The 18389-nt window shown below is 36.3% G+C and carries 19 protein-coding genes; 10 read left to right on the top strand and 9 right to left on the bottom strand.

Annotated elements, in window-relative coordinates; all coding sequences use genetic code 11:
• Window positions 1–11 precede the first annotated feature (11 nt).
• The 3 genes from dnaQ (at window position 12) to nudC (ending at window position 4104) form a co-directional block, all read left to right on the top strand.
• A complete protein-coding gene (gene dnaQ, locus AVJ19_RS11795) occupies window positions 12–1442 on the top strand; it encodes a DNA polymerase III subunit epsilon (protein WP_111859893.1) in 1431 nt (476 codons plus the stop codon).
• 251 nt (window positions 1443–1693) lie between these two features.
• On the top strand, window positions 1694–3337 hold the full coding sequence (locus tag AVJ19_RS11790) for a chemotaxis protein (protein ID WP_111859892.1): 1644 nt from the start codon (window positions 1694–1696) through the stop codon (window positions 3335–3337).
• Window positions 3337–4104, top strand: coding sequence for an NAD(+) diphosphatase (gene nudC, locus AVJ19_RS11785; protein ID WP_111859891.1), 768 nt, complete (start codon window positions 3337–3339; stop codon window positions 4102–4104). Before AVJ19_RS11790 ends, nudC begins: the two co-directional genes overlap by 1 nt.
• Before the next feature lie 29 nt (window positions 4105–4133).
• On the opposite strand, the gene AVJ19_RS11780 is transcribed toward nudC, so the two are convergent.
• The 4 genes from AVJ19_RS11780 to AVJ19_RS11765 form a co-directional block, all read right to left on the bottom strand.
• A complete protein-coding gene (locus AVJ19_RS11780; protein ID WP_111859890.1) occupies window positions 4134–4973 on the bottom strand; it encodes an alpha/beta hydrolase in 840 nt (279 codons plus the stop codon).
• A 46-nt stretch (window positions 4974–5019) separates the two neighbouring features.
• A complete protein-coding gene (locus AVJ19_RS11775; RefSeq protein WP_111859889.1) occupies window positions 5020–5706 on the bottom strand; it encodes a BON domain-containing protein in 687 nt (228 codons plus the stop codon).
• Window positions 5707–5771: 65 nt separating this feature from the next.
• Window positions 5772–6206 (bottom strand): YraN family protein, encoded by a 435-nt coding sequence (locus AVJ19_RS11770; protein WP_111859888.1) that lies wholly within the window; start codon window positions 6204–6206, stop codon window positions 5772–5774.
• Window positions 6207–6230: 24 nt separating this feature from the next.
• Window positions 6231–7181 (bottom strand): penicillin-binding protein activator, encoded by a 951-nt coding sequence (locus AVJ19_RS11765; RefSeq protein WP_111859887.1) that lies wholly within the window; start codon window positions 7179–7181, stop codon window positions 6231–6233.
• 10 nt (window positions 7182–7191) lie between these two features.
• Between AVJ19_RS11765 and rsmI the strand changes: the two genes are divergently transcribed.
• Window positions 7192–8031, top strand: coding sequence for a 16S rRNA (cytidine(1402)-2'-O)-methyltransferase (gene rsmI, locus AVJ19_RS11760; RefSeq protein ID WP_111859886.1), 840 nt, complete (start codon window positions 7192–7194; stop codon window positions 8029–8031).
• Window positions 8032–8353: 322 nt separating this feature from the next.
• Window positions 8354–8785, top strand: a complete 432-nt coding sequence (locus AVJ19_RS11755) for a universal stress protein (RefSeq protein WP_111859885.1) — start codon at window positions 8354–8356, stop codon at window positions 8783–8785.
• Window positions 8786–8835: 50 nt separating this feature from the next.
• Here the strand turns inward: AVJ19_RS11755 and AVJ19_RS11750 are convergent, their stop codons facing one another.
• Window positions 8836–9252 (bottom strand): hypothetical protein, encoded by a 417-nt coding sequence (locus tag AVJ19_RS11750; RefSeq protein WP_111859884.1) that lies wholly within the window; start codon window positions 9250–9252, stop codon window positions 8836–8838.
• Between the two features lies 1 nt (window position 9253).
• Complete coding sequence (locus AVJ19_RS11745) at window positions 9254–9586, bottom strand: MGMT family protein (RefSeq protein WP_111859883.1); 333 nt, start codon at window positions 9584–9586, stop codon at window positions 9254–9256.
• 102 nt (window positions 9587–9688) lie between these two features.
• Here AVJ19_RS11745 and AVJ19_RS11740 point away from each other — a divergent pair, with 102 nt between their 5' ends.
• From AVJ19_RS11740 to AVJ19_RS11730, 3 genes are all read left to right on the top strand, one after another.
• The gene (locus AVJ19_RS11740) at window positions 9689–10654 is read left to right on the top strand and encodes an alpha/beta fold hydrolase (RefSeq protein WP_111859882.1); all 966 of its coding nucleotides are present in this window, start codon (window positions 9689–9691) and stop codon (window positions 10652–10654) included.
• A gap of 238 nt (window positions 10655–10892) precedes the next feature.
• Entirely contained in the window at window positions 10893–11867 is a 975-nt protein-coding gene (locus AVJ19_RS11735) for a hypothetical protein (RefSeq protein WP_111859881.1), read from the top strand.
• Between the two features lie 13 nt (window positions 11868–11880).
• Window positions 11881–12756, top strand: coding sequence for a histone deacetylase (locus AVJ19_RS11730; protein ID WP_111859880.1), 876 nt, complete (start codon window positions 11881–11883; stop codon window positions 12754–12756).
• A gap of 68 nt (window positions 12757–12824) precedes the next feature.
• On the opposite strand, the gene AVJ19_RS11725 is transcribed toward AVJ19_RS11730, so the two are convergent.
• A complete protein-coding gene (locus tag AVJ19_RS11725; RefSeq protein WP_111859879.1) occupies window positions 12825–14324 on the bottom strand; it encodes a cation:proton antiporter in 1500 nt (499 codons plus the stop codon).
• Between the two features lie 239 nt (window positions 14325–14563).
• Here AVJ19_RS11725 and AVJ19_RS11720 point away from each other — a divergent pair, with 239 nt between their 5' ends.
• The gene (locus AVJ19_RS11720; protein WP_111859878.1) at window positions 14564–15109 is read left to right on the top strand and encodes a hypothetical protein; all 546 of its coding nucleotides are present in this window, start codon (window positions 14564–14566) and stop codon (window positions 15107–15109) included.
• Window positions 15110–15152: 43 nt separating this feature from the next.
• Here AVJ19_RS11720 and AVJ19_RS11715 read toward each other — a convergent pair whose 3' ends face one another.
• Window positions 15153–16043, bottom strand: a complete 891-nt coding sequence (locus AVJ19_RS11715; protein WP_111859877.1) for a neutral zinc metallopeptidase — start codon at window positions 16041–16043, stop codon at window positions 15153–15155.
• A gap of 54 nt (window positions 16044–16097) precedes the next feature.
• Complete coding sequence (locus AVJ19_RS11710; protein WP_111859876.1) at window positions 16098–17024, bottom strand: DUF808 domain-containing protein; 927 nt, start codon at window positions 17022–17024, stop codon at window positions 16098–16100.
• Window positions 17025–17231: 207 nt separating this feature from the next.
• On the opposite strand from AVJ19_RS11710, the gene trpS reads away from it, so the two are divergent.
• Window positions 17232–18245: a tryptophan--tRNA ligase gene (gene trpS, locus AVJ19_RS11705; RefSeq protein ID WP_111859875.1), complete on the top strand. Its 1014-nt coding sequence runs from the start codon at window positions 17232–17234 to the stop codon at window positions 18243–18245.
• Window positions 18246–18389 lie beyond the last annotated feature (144 nt).

The following is an 18389-nucleotide window of genomic DNA, read 5'->3' as shown; positions in this document are numbered from 1 at the left end:
TGGTTATCATTATGTCTCAAACAATCACACTTTATGTAGATGGTGCATGCAAAGGCAACCCTGGACTCGGTGGTTGGGGTGCATACATCATTACAGCAACAGAAGAACATAAACTCTGTGGTGGTGAACTTGAGACAACCAATAATCGCATGGAACTTGCAGCAGCGATTCAAGGCATTGCCTTTTGTCCGAAAGATGCAAAATTGACCCTTTGGACAGATTCAAACTACGTCAAACGTGGCATTACCGAATGGATCGAAAATTGGAAAAAGAAAAACTGGAAAGATGTCAAAAACCCAGACCTATGGAAAGAGCTTGATGCAACCTGTCAAGGGCGTGAAATAGAATGGAATTGGATCAAAGGACATGCGGGACATGCAGGCAATGAAATGGCAGATCAACTTGCCAATTTAGGGGCTGCAAATACAGCCAAAGGCATTACAACACCACAAATTACCACCATTCAAAAATCAGCAACACAGGCACCTAAACCAATGAGCGAAGATAAAAAAAAAGTTGAAAAAGACTGGCTTTTAGATGATCCCTTTGGTTTTGATTTGGCTGAAGAAGACATCTCTGAAGAGTTTGAAAATAATGAAATAAATCAGGATGATCATGTCACCACTGAAACATATTCACAACAAATAGCAGCATCTAGCGTACCATTCAATGCAGATGAAAATCTTAACACTGCAATGTCATCACATCCACAGATTGTGATTACCCCGAAGAAACTTGATATAGAAGGTCCACGACAACTGATTTTGGATACAGAAACCACGGGATTTTATTTCCAAGACAGCGATCGAATTATTGAGGTCGGTGCGATTGAAATGATTAATCGCAAACTCACAGGCAGTTCAATTCACATTTACATTAACCCTGAAAAACCTGTTGGTGACTCTGAAGCAATTCACGGCATCACTGATGATTTCTTAAAAGATAAACCTAAATATGACGAGATTGCCCAAGTCTTATTTGACTATTTAAAAGGCAGCGAAATCATTGCACATAATGCAAGCTTCGATATGAACTTCTTAGATATGGAGTTTAAACGTAGTGGCTTTGTGGCTTTGTCTGAAGTCTGTAGCGTCACAGATACCTTGGCTATGGCGAAAAGTAAACATCCAGGACAAAAAAACTCCTTAGATGCCTTAGTTCGTCGCTATGAAATTCCTCAACGAGATCGTACATTCCATGGTGCATTGCTTGATGCGGAGATTTTATCTGACGTTTATCTCGCAATGACGGGTGGACAAGTATCTTTTGATATGGATGCTCTCTCGAACTCAGCAGAATTTTCCAATGACACACAAGTCCGTCAAAAAATTGAGCTAGATGCCCCTGTCATTTTAGCTTCGGAAGAAGAACTTGCAGCACACCAAGCATGGATCAATGAATATCAAAAGAAAAATGGTGCAGCTTGTATCTTTGCACAGTAATATCATTTCATACAATGATATAATATTAACCGATCTGCTTGTGATGAACTAATTATTCGATCACCATGATTGTGAGATATCACTTTTGGATAAATCACATGCAATTCACATATAGAACACAGAAACATTAGGGAATGATGGCACAAGTCTATTGTAAAATATCTGCATTTAAGCGATATTAAAATCTAAAAATTAGTCTTTATTATAAAGACTAAAAAACTAAAACATGTATTTTTTATCAGGGGGCTTTGATGTCTTATCAAACATCAATTTATTTTGATCCAACGGCTTTATTAATAATAAAAAATGAAGTGGATAACTCGATTCAATTGGTTGAGTCCGCTGTCAGCAGTTTGGTTGAAGATCAAACCTTGCCTTTTGGTATTGATGATGCACTCAATCAGTTTGAACAATGTGCGCATGTCATTCGTTTGATTAATATGCCCCAATTGGCACAACTGACTGAATACGCTGCTGAACTGATGCGTAAAATTATGCAAGATCCACAAAACATTAAAACTTCAGATGTCCTTGCGTTAAGTGAAGGGACAACGATGTTGAAACGTTTCGTTGAGTTTACCTGCTTACGTGAAGTCAAAGTACATCAGTTTTTATTAGATACTTTAAACCGTTTAGAATTAGCCTTAGGTAAAACGCTCACCCAAGAAGGTGAAAATATTGCACCATTATTAGATTGCGTTGTTCCTGAATTGGAACTTGCTGCTGCACCTGAACTTGAAAAATCTACTTATGTACATAAACTTTATAAAATTTGCTTGAACAATCTACTCAAACAACAAGAAACTGCACTTGATTTTCAAGGTTTTCAACTCGTTGGAACATATCTTTCGCATCTATCGGAAAATACACCGAGCGCTCAATATTGGAAATTGGCTGCCAATGCTTTACAAAGCCTTGAAGATACAATTCTCAGTGATGCACGTTTACGTACACTGATTCAAATTGAAACACATATTGCTGCATTCTTTACAGACCCACAGCAATTCAATGTCGACACTCTTGCCATTGCCAATATTCTCAGTTTATGTATTAGCCAAGATAATGATTTAGCACAATATTTACGTGAAAAAATCAATGCAGGCGATGATATTTTAACAGATAATCAACTTCAAGTATTTAGTCGTCATTTGTATGGACCAGACTTTGAAACGATTCATACTGCAAGCAAACTCATTACTGATGAAATGAGTGAAATCCGTAATGACATTGAATATAACTATCAAAATATGTCAGATGAAAAAACGGCTGAACTCAAAGATAAATTGCTTGCTTTAGCCAATATTTTCAAAGTATTAAACCTAAATGAAGCCGCAACTGAACTCACACAACAAGCCGCATTATTGTCAGATCATACTTCTTTGAATAATGAAAACTACGCACAACAATTGATGAATAGTATTTTATCTGCCATGAACTCTATCGGTATTTTAGAGCGTAATTACACCTCTAATCGCCTACAACTTCGTGTCAATAATCTACAAATCTCACTTGATCGCTTAGATGATGCACATACTGTATTACTCACAGAAACAAAGCTACAAATTGATGCGACTAGTCAAGCACTTGTGCAATATATTTCTGAACAAAATAATGAAAATATTGCCAATATTCCTGCTCAACTAACTGAAATCAGTGGTGCAATGTTGTTCTTAGGCTCACAAGAAAGTCAAAAAACTTTACTCGACAGCGCACATTTTGTAGAAAATGAATTAGCTCAACAAGCTTTGTTAAATCCACAACAAGTACAATCTTTATTAGAAGTTTTAGCAAGTGCGGATATGATGATTGACAATTTGCAAAACAAACAACCTGTTTTACAGTCGATGTTTGATATAGCATTACGCAGTAGCCAAAACTTAAAAGCGACTGCCTAATGTCTGAGCAAAATACTGAATTATCACTTGCCTATATTTTCCATCATCACCAACTTTTGGTAGATGAGCATTTCCAACTTCCAGAAGTTGAACAACTGGCAAGTGATTTGGTGTTTCGCTCAGGAGATCAGATCATTGCCCGAGATTTGTTCATTGAGGAAAATATTCCTGAAGGTTATCAACTTGTTCCGATTCGTCAGTTGATTTCACAGTGGACAAAAGTTCAATTTGAACAAGCCAGTCGTGCTTTACAACTTTTAGAATGGCGCCGTAATCATAAATTTTGTAGCCATTGTGGACATGAAACTGAGGTTCATCCAAGCGAATATGCGATGGTCTGCCCTGCATGCCGCTACCATCAATATCCACGTGTACAACCGTGTATCATCACTGTGATTACACGAGGTAAAGATGAAGTTTTACTGGCAAAAAATGCCAAGAACACGAGCAACATGTATGGTTTAATCGCAGGTTTTGTCGAAGTCGGTGAGACTCTTGAAGAAGCTGTAGCACGTGAAACACTTGAAGAAGTTGGGATAAAAGTTAAAAATATTCAATACTTAGCCAGCCAGCCATGGCCTTTTCCAAGTAATCTCATGTTAGCGTTTAAAGCAGAATATGAGTCAGGTGATATTGTGTTACAAGAAGAAGAAATCAGTGATGCCAAATTCTTTAAATTTGATGCACTGCCTGAAATTCCATTTGCTGGCAGTATCGCCCACGCCATGATAGAACATGTAATTTTCAATAAAAAAATGCCTGATTAACTCAGGCATTTTGCTATATGTGAATTCATTTAAATATCTTTAAAAGTCTGATCCAAAGCTTTGATGATCTCAGTACGGGTACGATAAAAACGGCTAAATAGGCTTGAGACACTCCCCATTATCGAAACATGCCCTGTTTTTGGAATGACATGAATTTGACAATGATTTCCAAGAGCTTCTAACTGCTTTTTTAAATCTAAACTATTATTTTCTTTCACAATCTGATCATTTTCAGCCAAGAACAAATAATGCTGCACTTCATTTTTTTCAACAAAATAATAGGGCATCACATGTTGATATGGCACATCTTGATCAAAAGCATCTTCAGCCAAAGGATCGCCTTTATAATCAAAATGATAAGGTCCTGCAATACCAATAATCGCTTTAATACGTGTTTTTATAGGTGACTGAAAGCGTTTAGGATTATATAGCAATGATGCAATATTAAATGCCCCCGCAGAATGTCCCATCAAGGCAATATTTTGTGTTGAAATACCCAGTTTAACCTGCTGCTGTTCTAAAAAATTCAACGCAATCGCCAAGTCATCTACATAAGTTGGAAACTTAAACTGTGGTGCAAGATGATAATTCAATACCGCAACATCATAACCATAGCGACTAAAAGCCTCACCAACAAACTTGTAGGCACTTTTGTCACCATGACTCCAAGCCCCTCCATGTACAAATACAATCAGAGGTTTATTTTGCTTTTTCTTGGAAATATACAAATCCAAGCGTTGTCTCGCCTTTAAACCATAAGCAATATTAGATTGGAATTGATAACCTTTTTTAGAGGTCAAACCATTAATCGTAATACTGGCAAGATCATATAAACGAAAATCAGCATAAAATGCTTTCAGCGCTTGGATTTTTTCAGCACTTGCTGTTGCTTGTCTTGAAAATTACGAATAAGCATTAATTACTCGGCTCTACAGCATCTGGATCAATAGCAACTGGTGTTTGCACATCAGGTTGAACATTTGCTCCCACAGGCGCAGTAAAAGATGAACTTTGAATTTGACGATTCGCCAACTCTACATTATCCAAAAGTGCGACTATTTTGGTGATATTTCCAACTTTTTGTAGCACATCATTTAAGTCATCACTTTCAGCATTGTTTAAACGCCCCATGACATACAACACCCCATCTTCAGTATGCACCAATACTTTATTATCGGATACAACAGGTGCTTTCATGATCAAACCACGGGTATTTGCTGTGACAGATGCATCTTGCATGATGGTGTTATAACTAATCTGATCGCCCACAGTAATATAGTTATGTACCGCTTTTACATCGCTCATCGCACGCACATTATCTTCAGCAAGTTGTTTTAAATGCGCATCAGGCACTTGTCCTGTAAGCAATACATTGCTGTGAAAACTGTTGATATTGACACGAGATTGTTTAAACCTCGCATCTAATTTATATAAATTAATTTTTGCAGTACGTTCAATGGAAGAATCAATAAATACCTGACCTAATGATCTCACTCCACTTTCTGTGCCGACTGGCATACTGCCTGTACCACCAGAAATGAAGCTTGCACATCCAGATAAACTTGCTACACACAACATTGTAATGACAATTCGGTTTAACACTCAGCAAGACTCCTCATTGAAATCGTTATTTCTATATTTTTTAAGCTGCTACGCCTAAATTTCACTCACAGATTAATCAAGTCTGCATCTAAAGTAAATGCATTTTCAATCCACTGTAAATCATACGAGATTTTAGAAAAGTCATGCTGTACATTTTTTGCAATTTCTTGATGAAAATCAAAACAAATTGCATCAAAACGATAATATAAATCCTGTAGTTCTACATGATCTTGTAGAAATATTAAGGCAGTTTTCAAAATTTTGCGTTGTTTCGCAATGGTAATCACTTCTAAGGCATTACCATATTCAGTTTTTGCACGTGCTTTTACTTCAACAAAAATCAGCTCATTATCTTTTTGGGCAATTAAATCAATTTCACCAAAACGGCTATGATAATTTTGACTTAGACATACATAGCCCTGTTGCCCAAGTACATGACGAGCCGTTTGTTCTGCCCATTCACCCAATTGTTGTCGTACTGTTTTAGTCGTAGATTTCATATTTTATTTTCCGACAATACGATCTTAAGTGACCGCCAAACCTTTACCATTGCTGACAAAGCATATCGGCTGACGATCCACTCGGTTATTTTCAATATGAATTTTGCCTGTACGCCCATTAAAATCAATCGTAGTTTGTTTAGATTTTTCTAAATAACTTTGGGTAATTTGCCAAGCATCCCCGCCAAATGCATATAAGCGTTGATATGCCATAGGTGTTGGATTTTGTTGATAGGCAATTAAAACATCTTTCCAATCAGCGATATAAAGTGATGGTACATCACAAAATTTGATCCCTTTAGGTAAAGGCTGACTGTCCTCTACAGCAAGTGCTTGCATATATAAATTACGGACAGGTAATTTTTTGATTTGACGTATCCATGCATAATTACCCAACAATAATAGCCCTTCACTTTTGACCATTTTTGCAGGAACATTATTCACCAATTCAATTTGTCCTTTGAATTGTTCAGATACCGCATTAAAAAAGGCTTTATTCTCTTGAGCAGTTTCAGCTTGTTGAAAAATATATAGTTTAGCAACTTGATCATTTTGCATAGCATCAATTAAGGCTGCAGCGTCATCATTTTTCGACAAACTAAATTGCATCACATTGGGATGTTTGATTGCCACTTCGTTTAAAGCCAATACGGGCACTTTGGGTGCAAGCTTGATGATTTCCTCTACATCTTGCCGTGCCAAAGGTCCAATAATCATTTGTGTTTGTTTATTTACATTTTGTTTTAACACTGCGCTCATGGTTTTTTGGTCAGTATTAACAAATTTTAAAACTGTTTTTGCACCCATTGCCTGATATGCAGTCGATATTCCCAGTTTAATACTGCTACTTGCTCGCGCCAAAGGTCCTGTTTCAGGTAAAATAACCAAAACATCCGCATGCGCTGTCCATACCATGCTCAGCAATCCAAAACCGAGTATGGTTTGTCTATAATTCACTTTTTTATTCTTAATCATGGAGAACCCTATGAGTGCTCAGTTATTTGTTGTAGCGACCCCAATTGGGCACTTAGACGATATGACTTTTCGTGCCATTGAGGTGCTAAAGTCTGTTTCAGTGGTTGCCGCAGAAGATACACGCCAATCTGCACAACTTTTAAAGCATTATAATATCTCAACGCCATTAACTGCATGTCATGATCATAATGAAAGTAACAAAATTAATATACTCATTGACCGATTAAAAAATGGTGAAGATATTGCTTTGGTTAGTGATGCAGGTACACCATTGATCAGTGATCCAGGATTTAAGTTAGTACGTGCAGCTCAAGAAAATAATATTCGTGTCATTCCTGTACCAGGTGCTTGTGCCGCAATTGCAGCGCTCAGTGCGGTGGGCTTGCCAAGTGATCGTTTTAGCTTTGAAGGCTTTTTACCTTCCAAACAATCACAACGCTTGTTACAACTTGAAAAATTGAAACATGAAACACAAACCTTAATCATCTATGAAGCACCACATCGTATTTTAGATTGTATCAAAGATATGGTTGAAGTATTTGGTGCTGAACGTCCTATTGGTTTTGCACGAGAAATCACCAAAACCTTTGAAACCATCAAAAAAATGACATTAGCAGAGTTACAAGCTTTTATTGAAAATGATCATCATCAACAAAAAGGTGAAATCGTATTGGTCGTTGGTGGCGCAACACAAGAACATGATGTAAATCAGGAAAAATTAGATAAGCTATTACTGCGCTTACTTGAAGATTTATCCGTCAAAGCAGCATCACAATTGGCGGCTGATCTCACTGGGATCAAGAAAAAAATCGCTTATCAACGTGCTTTAGAACTCACACAGCAAGATTAATTTTATCTTAATCAGCTCTATGTTTTTACTTTCTATTTCACATGATTTAAGAAAGCAAAAAATGTCAAAAAATTGTAATATTGAAATCTATAAAGCCAAGTGTGCCTCATTTCAATATTACAATTTCAAATCCGACCAATTTAGTATAAATTATTTTAAAATACAAAATCTTATAATAAATAAGAATTAAAAAATGAATATTTACATCTCACTTATTTTTAAGCATTTTCAAATCATTTTTTTTCATATATGATGATTTTATAGCCGAAAAACACTTGTATTTTTGCAATAACTATAAGGAAAATTTTTATGACTTTTCAAAATATTTTTAGTCACTGTCGATGGTTCTGAAACATCCCTTGCTGTAGTTCCTGAAGCAGCAGAAGTGGCTAAAAAATTTAATGCCAATATCACTGTCGTGCAGGTCATGACTTTAGATCCTTATATCGCAAATGAATATATGGCACATGGTCAAACCAACCAACTGATTGAACGTGCACGTAATTATATTTTAGAAAATTTGGAAACTGCGAAAGCTAAATTTAAAGAACAAGGCGTAGATGTAGAGGTAAAACTGCTTGAAGGTGAAAATATTGCCAAAGCTGTTGCGCATGCAACTGAAGAACTACAATCAGACTTGGTGATCGTAAGTTCTCACGGTCGTAGTGGTTTTAAAAAATTATTGATCGGTAGTGTAGCGCAAAGTTTACTGACTGCGGTTAAAGTACCTGTTTTGATTGTTAAACACGCTTAATTTTATTCAACATAAAACATCCTTATTTACCTGAATAGGGATGTTTTTATTTACAACACACATAAAGCCAATGGACCAAATAGAATCATTGCAGCCAAAAACATCCCAGAATAATAAAATGGCATTAAACAGTTGATTTTAGGATAAGGGGTAAATACATAGACATAGCCACGATTTTTCACTTTCTCGATATGCGTTTCGACATTTTTCTTACTCAGTGCACCTGCTGCTAAACTGAGATAATTCATTCTTTTTGCCGAATAAACCTTCCCATTCCACTCAAACTGATATTCTCCTTGAATATGATAAACATCACCCACTTGAGAATAATTTGAATAATAAGTCAGTTGCAACTTTTGCACAGGAACTTTATGACCAAAGACTTTACACAATATGTCTAAGCACAGCCCGATGCTCAAAAATATTGTCACAAGTAATGCCAGATAAAATAAAAATGTTGGATTCATTTTAAGGTTGCCATGCAAATTTTTTCATATTGACTTTACCATTCAACACCACCACATTTTCAGCCAACAGTTTTGCTTGTTGCACATTCATCCCTTGCTCATCAAGGGTATGGGTACTTATTTTTCCTTGAGCATTAATCACCCGATACCAAGGGACTTCATGCCCTGCTTCTAACTGTCCTAAAACTCGCCCAACCAAACGTGCATGTTTGGGCAATCCTGCTAATTTGGCAACTTGCCCATAACTCGCCACTTTTCCATAGGGAATTTGCAGCACCACAGCAATAATCATCTGTGCCAGTTCAGTCGATGCGGAAGATGTCTGAGTAATCATTGACTTAAATACACTCTAATTTTATATTTTGGCAAATGTATTTTAAAAAATACTGTTTTAGTCTTAAATCATATTGAACAACAAAAACATAGAGTACTACAAATGAAAGGAATCTTCAGTAAACTCATGCTTTCTACAGCATTAAGTTTTGGTCTCGTTGCAACTGCAAGCTTACCTAGCCAAGCTTTTGCTGCCATTGATATTCAAAGCGTATTACAGCAAGAACGCACTTGGGCAGGCTTACAATCAAAACGCCTAAAAGTTGGTGAGGTTGACTGGGCATATAGTGAAGGTGGACAAGTAGGAAAGCCAACTCTACTTTTGGTTCATGGTCTAGCTGGTAGTCGTGATAACTGGAATCGTCTAGCACGTTATTTAACACCTCATTATCATGTGATTATTCCTGATCTACCAGGTCAAGGTGATAGTAAAGTTGCTGCTGATTTTGATTACACCATTCCAAACATGACCGAAAAATTACGTCGCTTTGCTGAAGCTGCAAAAATCGAACAAGGTTTACATGTTGCAGGTCACAGTATGGGGGGTTCCATTGCACTTCTGTACGCTGCACAATATCCAGTTGATACCAAGTCTTTGTTTTTAGTCGATAGTGCGGGTGTATTTAAATCTGCAAATACGCCTTATCTCAAAGACCCAACCACGTTACGTAGTATGATTGTGGCGAAAAAAGGGGATTTAGATAAAGTGCTGAGTATTGCAACTGCACTGCCACCTTTTATTCCAAATGAACTCAAAGAAGCACAAGAAAAACTCATGATTTCACAGGCTGCAAACAATGCAAAATTGGTTGAACAGTTGATTTTAATGTCTAAGGTTTATACGCCTGAAACCTTTGCTTTGGCAGCACGTTCGATTGATCAACCTGTGCTGATTGCCTGGGGAGAAAAAGACAAGGTCATTAATGTTGAAGCTGCAGCAGAACTTAAATCTTTACTGAAAAATGCCAAAGAACCTTTGATCTTAAAAGGTGTCGGTCACATGCCAATCATGGAACAAGAACAATTATTGGTACAGCCTTATCTGAACTTCTTAAACAGCTTAAAATAACACCAAACACATCACACAAGGTAGAAAAAATATCGACTACCTTGTGTTTTATATCTTCTATTTTTTTAAAATTTAGCATTTTCTTCTATTTCTATCCTTAAAAAACTGCTTTTTTGAATAAATTTCACACAAAATAGAACATCAATTTTATGAAAGTATTGTGAAATCTATAGAAATTTATTATTGTTAACTCGCTAAATAATTTAAAAAACGATAAAAATTTTATTGGGGAATACACATGAGCGATGTCATTTTAGAACACGAAGTTTTAAGATGTTTTAGCGAACACTTACATCCTTTGGCTAAAAATTTAACTGAAATGTTAAATGAACATTTTAGTCATCAAACTGAGCGTCGAGGCTGTGGTTATACCCAAGCAACACGTGTGGTTGCTGAATTTATCAACTCAGAACAAGATGAGATTGATTTTAAAGATTTTAAAATATTTGATCAGTATGATACCAAAGCACTCAAAATGATTTTGGCAAATGCTGTAGCACATGGCTTAGAATTAAAAACATGGCGTAATCTAGATCTAAATCCTGAAGTACAACAATTTTTAGAAAAAAACCAAGGCAGTGATGATAATTTTGTCAGCACATTAGCCAACGAAGTTGCTTTTCAAGCCAAACTGCGTAATATCCATGAACGTGTAGAAAAGGAAGAAAGTAAGGTTCTTTGTCAGTTCTTAGAAGATATTATTTTGCGTAAAGATCCTCAAGATGTACAAAGCTTGGAACTGAAAAATCTCAGTGAAAAACCTAAAGTCGGCTCATGCCCAATGGCAGAAAACTTCTTCCTTAAAATTGCACATGGACGTATGTTACGTCAGGGTAATATTAATATTTTTGTTGATCAGCATGAAACCCCGATTTTGATGGAAAAAATCAAAATGGGCGATGACCATTCTTGTATTAATCTAGTGCCTTTAATTATTAATGGTATTCGTATTCCCCTTGGAAGCTTATTTTCGGTATATTATGATGAAGAAAATATTGCCAAGCGTCCAAACAAAAACTTTAAAGGTCATGTGATCTCGGTCAATGATGTGATTGGTTTTTGGTTTTTACGTTTAACTACTTTGGCAATTTCGCCAGAAAATAGAGCACGTGCATTTAGTTCGCACTTTAAACAGCAAATTGATAATGGTTTATTTAGCCCAGAAACCACTGAGCTAAAACAATTAATTGCAGTCGCCAAAGAACAGATTTAGTCGAGAGTACGTCATGTTAAAAGCTTGCTATTCACCTCAATATTTTGCAAAAACGCATACGAATAGCATGGAAAAACTGACCGCAGTTGCGCAAGTGCTTGAAGCGGATGAAATGGTTGAGTTAGTCGATCCTGAAAGTATCGACCCTAAAATTTTATATGGCATTCATGACCCTGCTTATGTACAAGCATTTGTCAAAGGCAAAAAACCGCTTGCCATTATGCAAGGCTTTAAACAGTGGAGTTTATCATTCCGAGAGGCAATTTTTGCTGTACAAGCAGGTCAATTACTCGCCACTGAAATTGCTTTTAAAGAAGGGATCGCAGCCAATATTGCACAAGGTTTTCATCATGCTGTATATGAGCATGGTAATGCCTATTGTACATTCAATGGTTTGGCATTGATTGCACAGCAGTATCCACATAAAAAAATCTTTGTGCTGGATTGTGACCAGCATGGCGGAAATGGTACTGCTGAATATACTCAAAGATTTGAAAACCTATTTAATTTCAGTATTTATGCATTAGCTTTTGGTTGTGCAACTTATGAACGCAGTATTACACGGCATATTCATAACAAAAAAGGCTCATTTGAACAATATGCCGAAGCTGTTGTAGAAGGCTTTGAACATGCTTTAGAATGGCAAGCTGATTTGATCGTCTATCAAGCAGGTATGGACTGCCATCAAAACGACCGTTGTGGTTCAAAATGGTTTAGTACTGAAATGCTGTATGAACGTGATCTTATGGTCTTTAAACTGGCTAAAAAATATAATTTACCGATTATGTTTGTATTGGCAGGTGGTTATCAAAAACTAGAGGACTTAGTTCCTTTACATGTCAATACCTTTAAAGCTGCCAATGAAGTGTATTTCCCCATAGAAAATTAAATGTTTTTCTCATGAAAAAACCGAATGTTAAACATTCGGTTTTTTATTTCTTATTCAATCAAACTATTTTAAAAGTTACTTGGATTTTCCAAACGTTTTACTTCTTGTGCCTTATCAGGACGATGCACAGCTGTCACGCCATCATCTGATTTTTTATCAACTAGTGCTTCTGGATTATAAATCGTAATAGTTTCATGCCCTTCAGCATCTTCACCCACAATATATTTCACCCCTTTACGGTTCATTTTATTGCACATACGTTGATACCACCCTTTGAAGCCTTTCTTTTCTTCTTTAGGATTGTAATAAAAGGCATTCATCACTGCTGGCAAACCTAGACCACAAACAATTCCTGACAGCAATACACTGATAAATGTATAACCAATTAAAATACTACTATAGTCACGTAATTCAGGTACGTTTGCTACTGCCAAAATTAATGCAAGCGAGATACCACCACGTACCCCACCCCAAGATAAAATCGCTAAACTACCGTTATAACTATTACGGCGGAAAGATGGGAAAAATGCAAATGCCAAATAGTTGGCTGCAAAGCGAGATAAATGCAGTGCAAAAAAGGCAAAAATACCACCAAGAATCAAACTGGTACTCAAGTCTAAAATAAAGATTTCTAAGCCAATCAGTGTAAATAAGAACGAATTAATAATCCCTTCCACTGTATGCCAAAAATGATTTACTTCACGAATTTCACGATCTTGTAAAATCTCTTTCCATTTATTCCCGACAATCAAACCACCAATAACACAGGCAATTGGTGCAGAAGCATGCGCAAATAATGCCACAAGATATGAACCACAAGCCAATAATGCTGTAGTCAGAATCAAAGATTCCATCTCATGCTTACCACGTAGTAAACGTAAAATCCCTAAACCAAATGCCCACCCGATAATTACGGCAACAACAATTTCATATAACAAAGTTTGTAAAGTTGCGAGCAAACTAAAGTGTTCACCTTCTAACACATTGAGTAAAGTCATAAAAACGGCAATACACATTGCGTCATTAAACAATGATTCACCTTCAAGTTTGACCATCAAATGGTGTGGTGCACGCACTGAACTCAGTACACCTTTGATTCCAATCGGGTCGGTTGCTCCCAATGCAGAGCCAAGTAATAACAACACCAAAATTGGCACAGGATTGCCAATGATATATTGAAACCCAAATACAAGACCTGCAAAAAATCCAGCACATAGCACTAATGCAATGGTTGCCAAAATACTAATCGGCTTCCAATGAACTTTTAAATCTGAGACTTTAAACTTTAATGCAGAGGACGTTAAAATAAAACAAATTACGCCATTGACTAAAAAGTCATAAAAATCAATATGTCTAACCGCCTCTTCAATATTATGAATATTAATTGAAATGAACTGGTTACCATTTAAGAGGCTTGCGCCCCATTGCAAAATAAAGACAAAAACAGCAGAAACTAAAGGCACACCTATGGCTTGTGGAAAACCTAAAATTCGCTTATTAAAAATGGTAGTTGCAATGGATAAAGCAAAAACGACTGTAAAGACCTGTAGAAAAAAATAATTACCCATGCGTACCCTTATTCAGTTTTTAATATATGTAAATAACCACGACCTAATCATTTTTAAAATGAATCAAGAAATAAAGATGATTTTTTAAATCTATATAATCTTACAAAAAAATGCGAAGAAGCACCCGAAAAAAATAATTTTTTTAACATAAATCTCCAACAAATGATGATCAAACCTAAACATATATAAAATATGCTTTGAAATAGGTATGATCAGCATTTCCATTTTGTTATTGCTTTATGCGCTTTAAAATCATCTTCCGATATTTTTTTGCAACATTGATTTTTATTGTCAGTGCTTTGCTCATTTGGACAACTGTCGTCAAAACCTACGAAGCTTTCACTGCACATCAGGTGCAAGCTCAATTTACGCATTTGGCAAGCACCACAAATAAAGAATTTCGTTTGGTCAGTAATAATCAAAAACCTGATCAGAAAATCTTTATTACTATTCCAAATCAAGGCTATATTTTCACCATTTCCTGTGAACATTATATGAATAGCTTATGTACAGATGCAGATAACCAACATTATTTCCGACAAATTAAAGCAATTGATCTCATTCATTATCGTTCACATCACTATATTCAAAATATAAGCTATCAAAATACACAGAGCTTAGAAAATAAGCACTTTCATTTCGATCAGCAACAAATCACAGCATTTTATGCAAAAGACATTGAGAGTTTAAAATTTCAGTTAATTTTATTGTGGTTTTTTAGTCTATTTGCGATCTATGTATGTATCAGAATATTACGTGATTTTCAGACATTTTTAAATAAATAAAGGAGAGCTTTACTCTCCTCCACTTTATAAACAATGTGACATTTTAACTAAAAGTATCACAGCGATTAATATCACCTGTTTTTAAACCTGTTTGAAACCATTGCATACGCTGTTGACTCGTACCATGTGTGAAACTATCAGGAACAGCATAACCACGGGCTTTTTTCTGCAAATAATCATCACCGATTTTCTCAGCAGCATCCATTGCTTCTTCAACATCACCCTGTTCAAGGAACTGCGTTTTTTGATGGGTTTTATTTGCCCAAACCCCTGCCAAACAATCCGCTTGCAATTCTAGACGTACAGACAATTGATTACCTTGTGCTTCACTTGCACGTTGACGTGCTTGTTGAACTTTCCCTGAGATCCCTAAAAGATTCTGTACATGATGACCAACTTCATGCGCAATCACATAGGCTTGTGCAAAATCTCCTGCTTCATCTTGAGCTGATAGTTCAGACTGATTTTGCTCACCTGAAATGCCCATTTGCTGACGCATGTCTTTAAAGAATTGGGTATCTATATACACTTTACGATCCGCAGGGCAATAAAACGGTCCCATCGCAGATTGCGCTGTCCCACAAGCAGAATCTGTATTTCCTGTAAATAATCTCAATTTAGGTGCAGCATATTGCACACCTTGTGCTTGAAAAATAGGAGTCCACACATCTTCAGTATCGGCAAGTACTGTACCCACAAAATCCGATACTTCTTTTTGTTCTGGGCTTAAATTTTCGGGTGCAACTTGTTGACTCGCACCACTCGAAGTCACTTGCTTCGTGGCTTGATAGGCTTGTTGTGGATCTACACCAAAAAATTTCCAAGCCACAAATGCCACAATTAAGCCAAGAATACTAATGCCACCTGCTTTTGCACCACCACCGCCACGGCGATCTTCGACATTGCTACTGACCCGACGTCCTTTCCAACGCATAGTCTTATCCTTATTCTTTATAAAATTAATTCTATTTTAATGATATTTTCTTAATTAGATAGCCTTTGATTGCCCACGAATTTTTTGAAAAATATTCACTAAAATAAGCACGATAAAACCTGCCACAATACCAATACCTAAGTTAATTAAAGTCGGGGTGATTGCACCAATGATTGAACCCACTGTAGGAATATGCTGAACTTGATCAACTGTTTGCTCAGTAAAATGATGTAAAGCGGATACACCGTGCGAGATAATCCCTCCACCCACTAAAAACATCGCAATCGTACCGACAATAGATAATGTTTTCATCAACATTGGTGCAAATGCCAATAAACCACGCCCAATACTTTGCTTTAGATTTGATGCTTGTTCTGTTAAATACAAACCTAAATCATCAATTTTTACGATCATCGCTACAAAACCATAAACACCAACTGTCATTAAAATCGAAATAACAGAAAGTACTAAAACTTTGGTCATAAAAGGTTCAGCAGCAACCGTGCCTAATGAAATCACCACAATTTCTGCAGATAAAATAAAATCTGTACGGATCGCACCTTTAATTTTGTCTTTTTCAAATTTTTCTAAATCAGTTTCAACTGCTGCAAATTCAGCTTTAGCCGCTTCTTCTGTTTTGGCTTTTTTATGCATCAAAGTATGAATGACTTTTTCCACCCCCTCATAACATAAAAATAACCCACCAATAATCAATAAAGGTGTAATTAACCATGGTGCAACAACACTGATCAAAAGCGCCAAAGGAACAAGAATCAATTTATTAATAAATGAACCTTTTGCAACTCCCCAAACCACAGGAATTTCTCGCTCAGAACGGACACCTGTGACTTGCTGTGCGTTAAGTGCTAAATCATCACCCAATACCCCTGCGGTTTTCTTTGCTGCCATTTTACTCATGACTGCAACATCATCTAATACGGTGGCAATATCATCTAATAGTAATAGTAAGCTACTCGCCATGTTCTTATCCTAATCTGCGTTTCTAAATATTTTAATGAAGTTTGCAAATGCTTTATATAGGCACTTTATCTTTATATCTCATTTTTGAAATTTTTATATTTTGCAATCAAGCACATTTTTTCGCTGACATAAAAAAAAAATTATGCCGTACAATGTGCGCATATTGAGTAACAACAGATGTCGTCGCTTACGGCTGTGGAATATATAATGAGTAATCAAGACAATCGTCCTATCATTTTAACGGGCGACCGTCCAACAGGACAACTTCACTTAGGACATTTTGTGGGTTCATTACGCTCACGTGTTGGTCTACAAGACTCTCATCACCAACATCTACTTTTAGCAGATGCACAAGCACTGACTGATAATGCAGATAACTTTGAAAAAGTTCGCCGCAATATTATTGAAGTTGCGACAGATTATTTAGCAGTAGGTATTGATCCAACAAAAACAACCATTTGTGTTCAGTCATGTTTGCCTGCACTCAATGAACTTACTATGTTGTACCTCAACTTTGTGACAGTTTCACGTTTAGAGCGTAATCCAACGATTAAAGCTGAGATTCAATTACGTGGTTTTGAACGTGACATTCCTGCTGGTTTCTTATGCTATCCTGTAGCACAAGCTGCTGATATTACAGCATTTAAAGCAACAGTCGTACCTGTAGGTGAAGACCAAATTCCAATGATCGAACAGACCAACGAAATCGTTCGTCGTTTAAACCGTCAGATTGGTCAAGAAATTTTACCTGAATGTAAAGCACTTTTATCCAATATGAGTCGCTTACCTGGCTTTGATGGTAAAGCAAAAATGTCTAAATCTTTAGGCAATACAATTGTCTTAGATGCATCTGATAAAGACATTAAAAAAGCGGTCAATGCCATGTACACCGATCCAAACCATCTTCGTATTGAAGATCCAGGTCAAGTTGAAGGCAATATCGTATTTACCTATTTAGATGCTTTTGATCCAAATAAAGAAGAAGTTGAAGAATTAAAAGCACATTATCGCCGTGGTGGTTTAGGTGATGGTACAGTGAAAAAACGTCTTGAAGGTGTATTAAAAGAGTTGATTACACCGATTCGTGAACGTCGTATGGAACTTGCTAAAGATCCTGATTACATCATGGATATCTTAAAAACAGGTACAGATAAATGTCGTATTATCACCCAAGATACTCTAGATGAAATCAAGCATGGTTTAGGTGTTTTTCACTTTTAAGTTATAAATAAGTTGTTCAATAAAAAAGCCTTTCAATCGAAAGGCTTTTTTACATTAGATACCAAAAAAACATAAATCTCTTAATATTTAACGTTTATTAACATGAATTAACGTTAAAACTAATGAAGCATTTATTGAGCAGTA

This window comes from Acinetobacter sp. CFCC 10889 (genome assembly GCF_003268395.1).
Taxonomy (GTDB): Bacteria; Pseudomonadota; Gammaproteobacteria; order Pseudomonadales; family Moraxellaceae; genus Acinetobacter.
The sequence above is the reverse complement of the archived record's forward strand: the minus strand, read 5'-3'. Positions and strand labels throughout refer to the sequence as shown.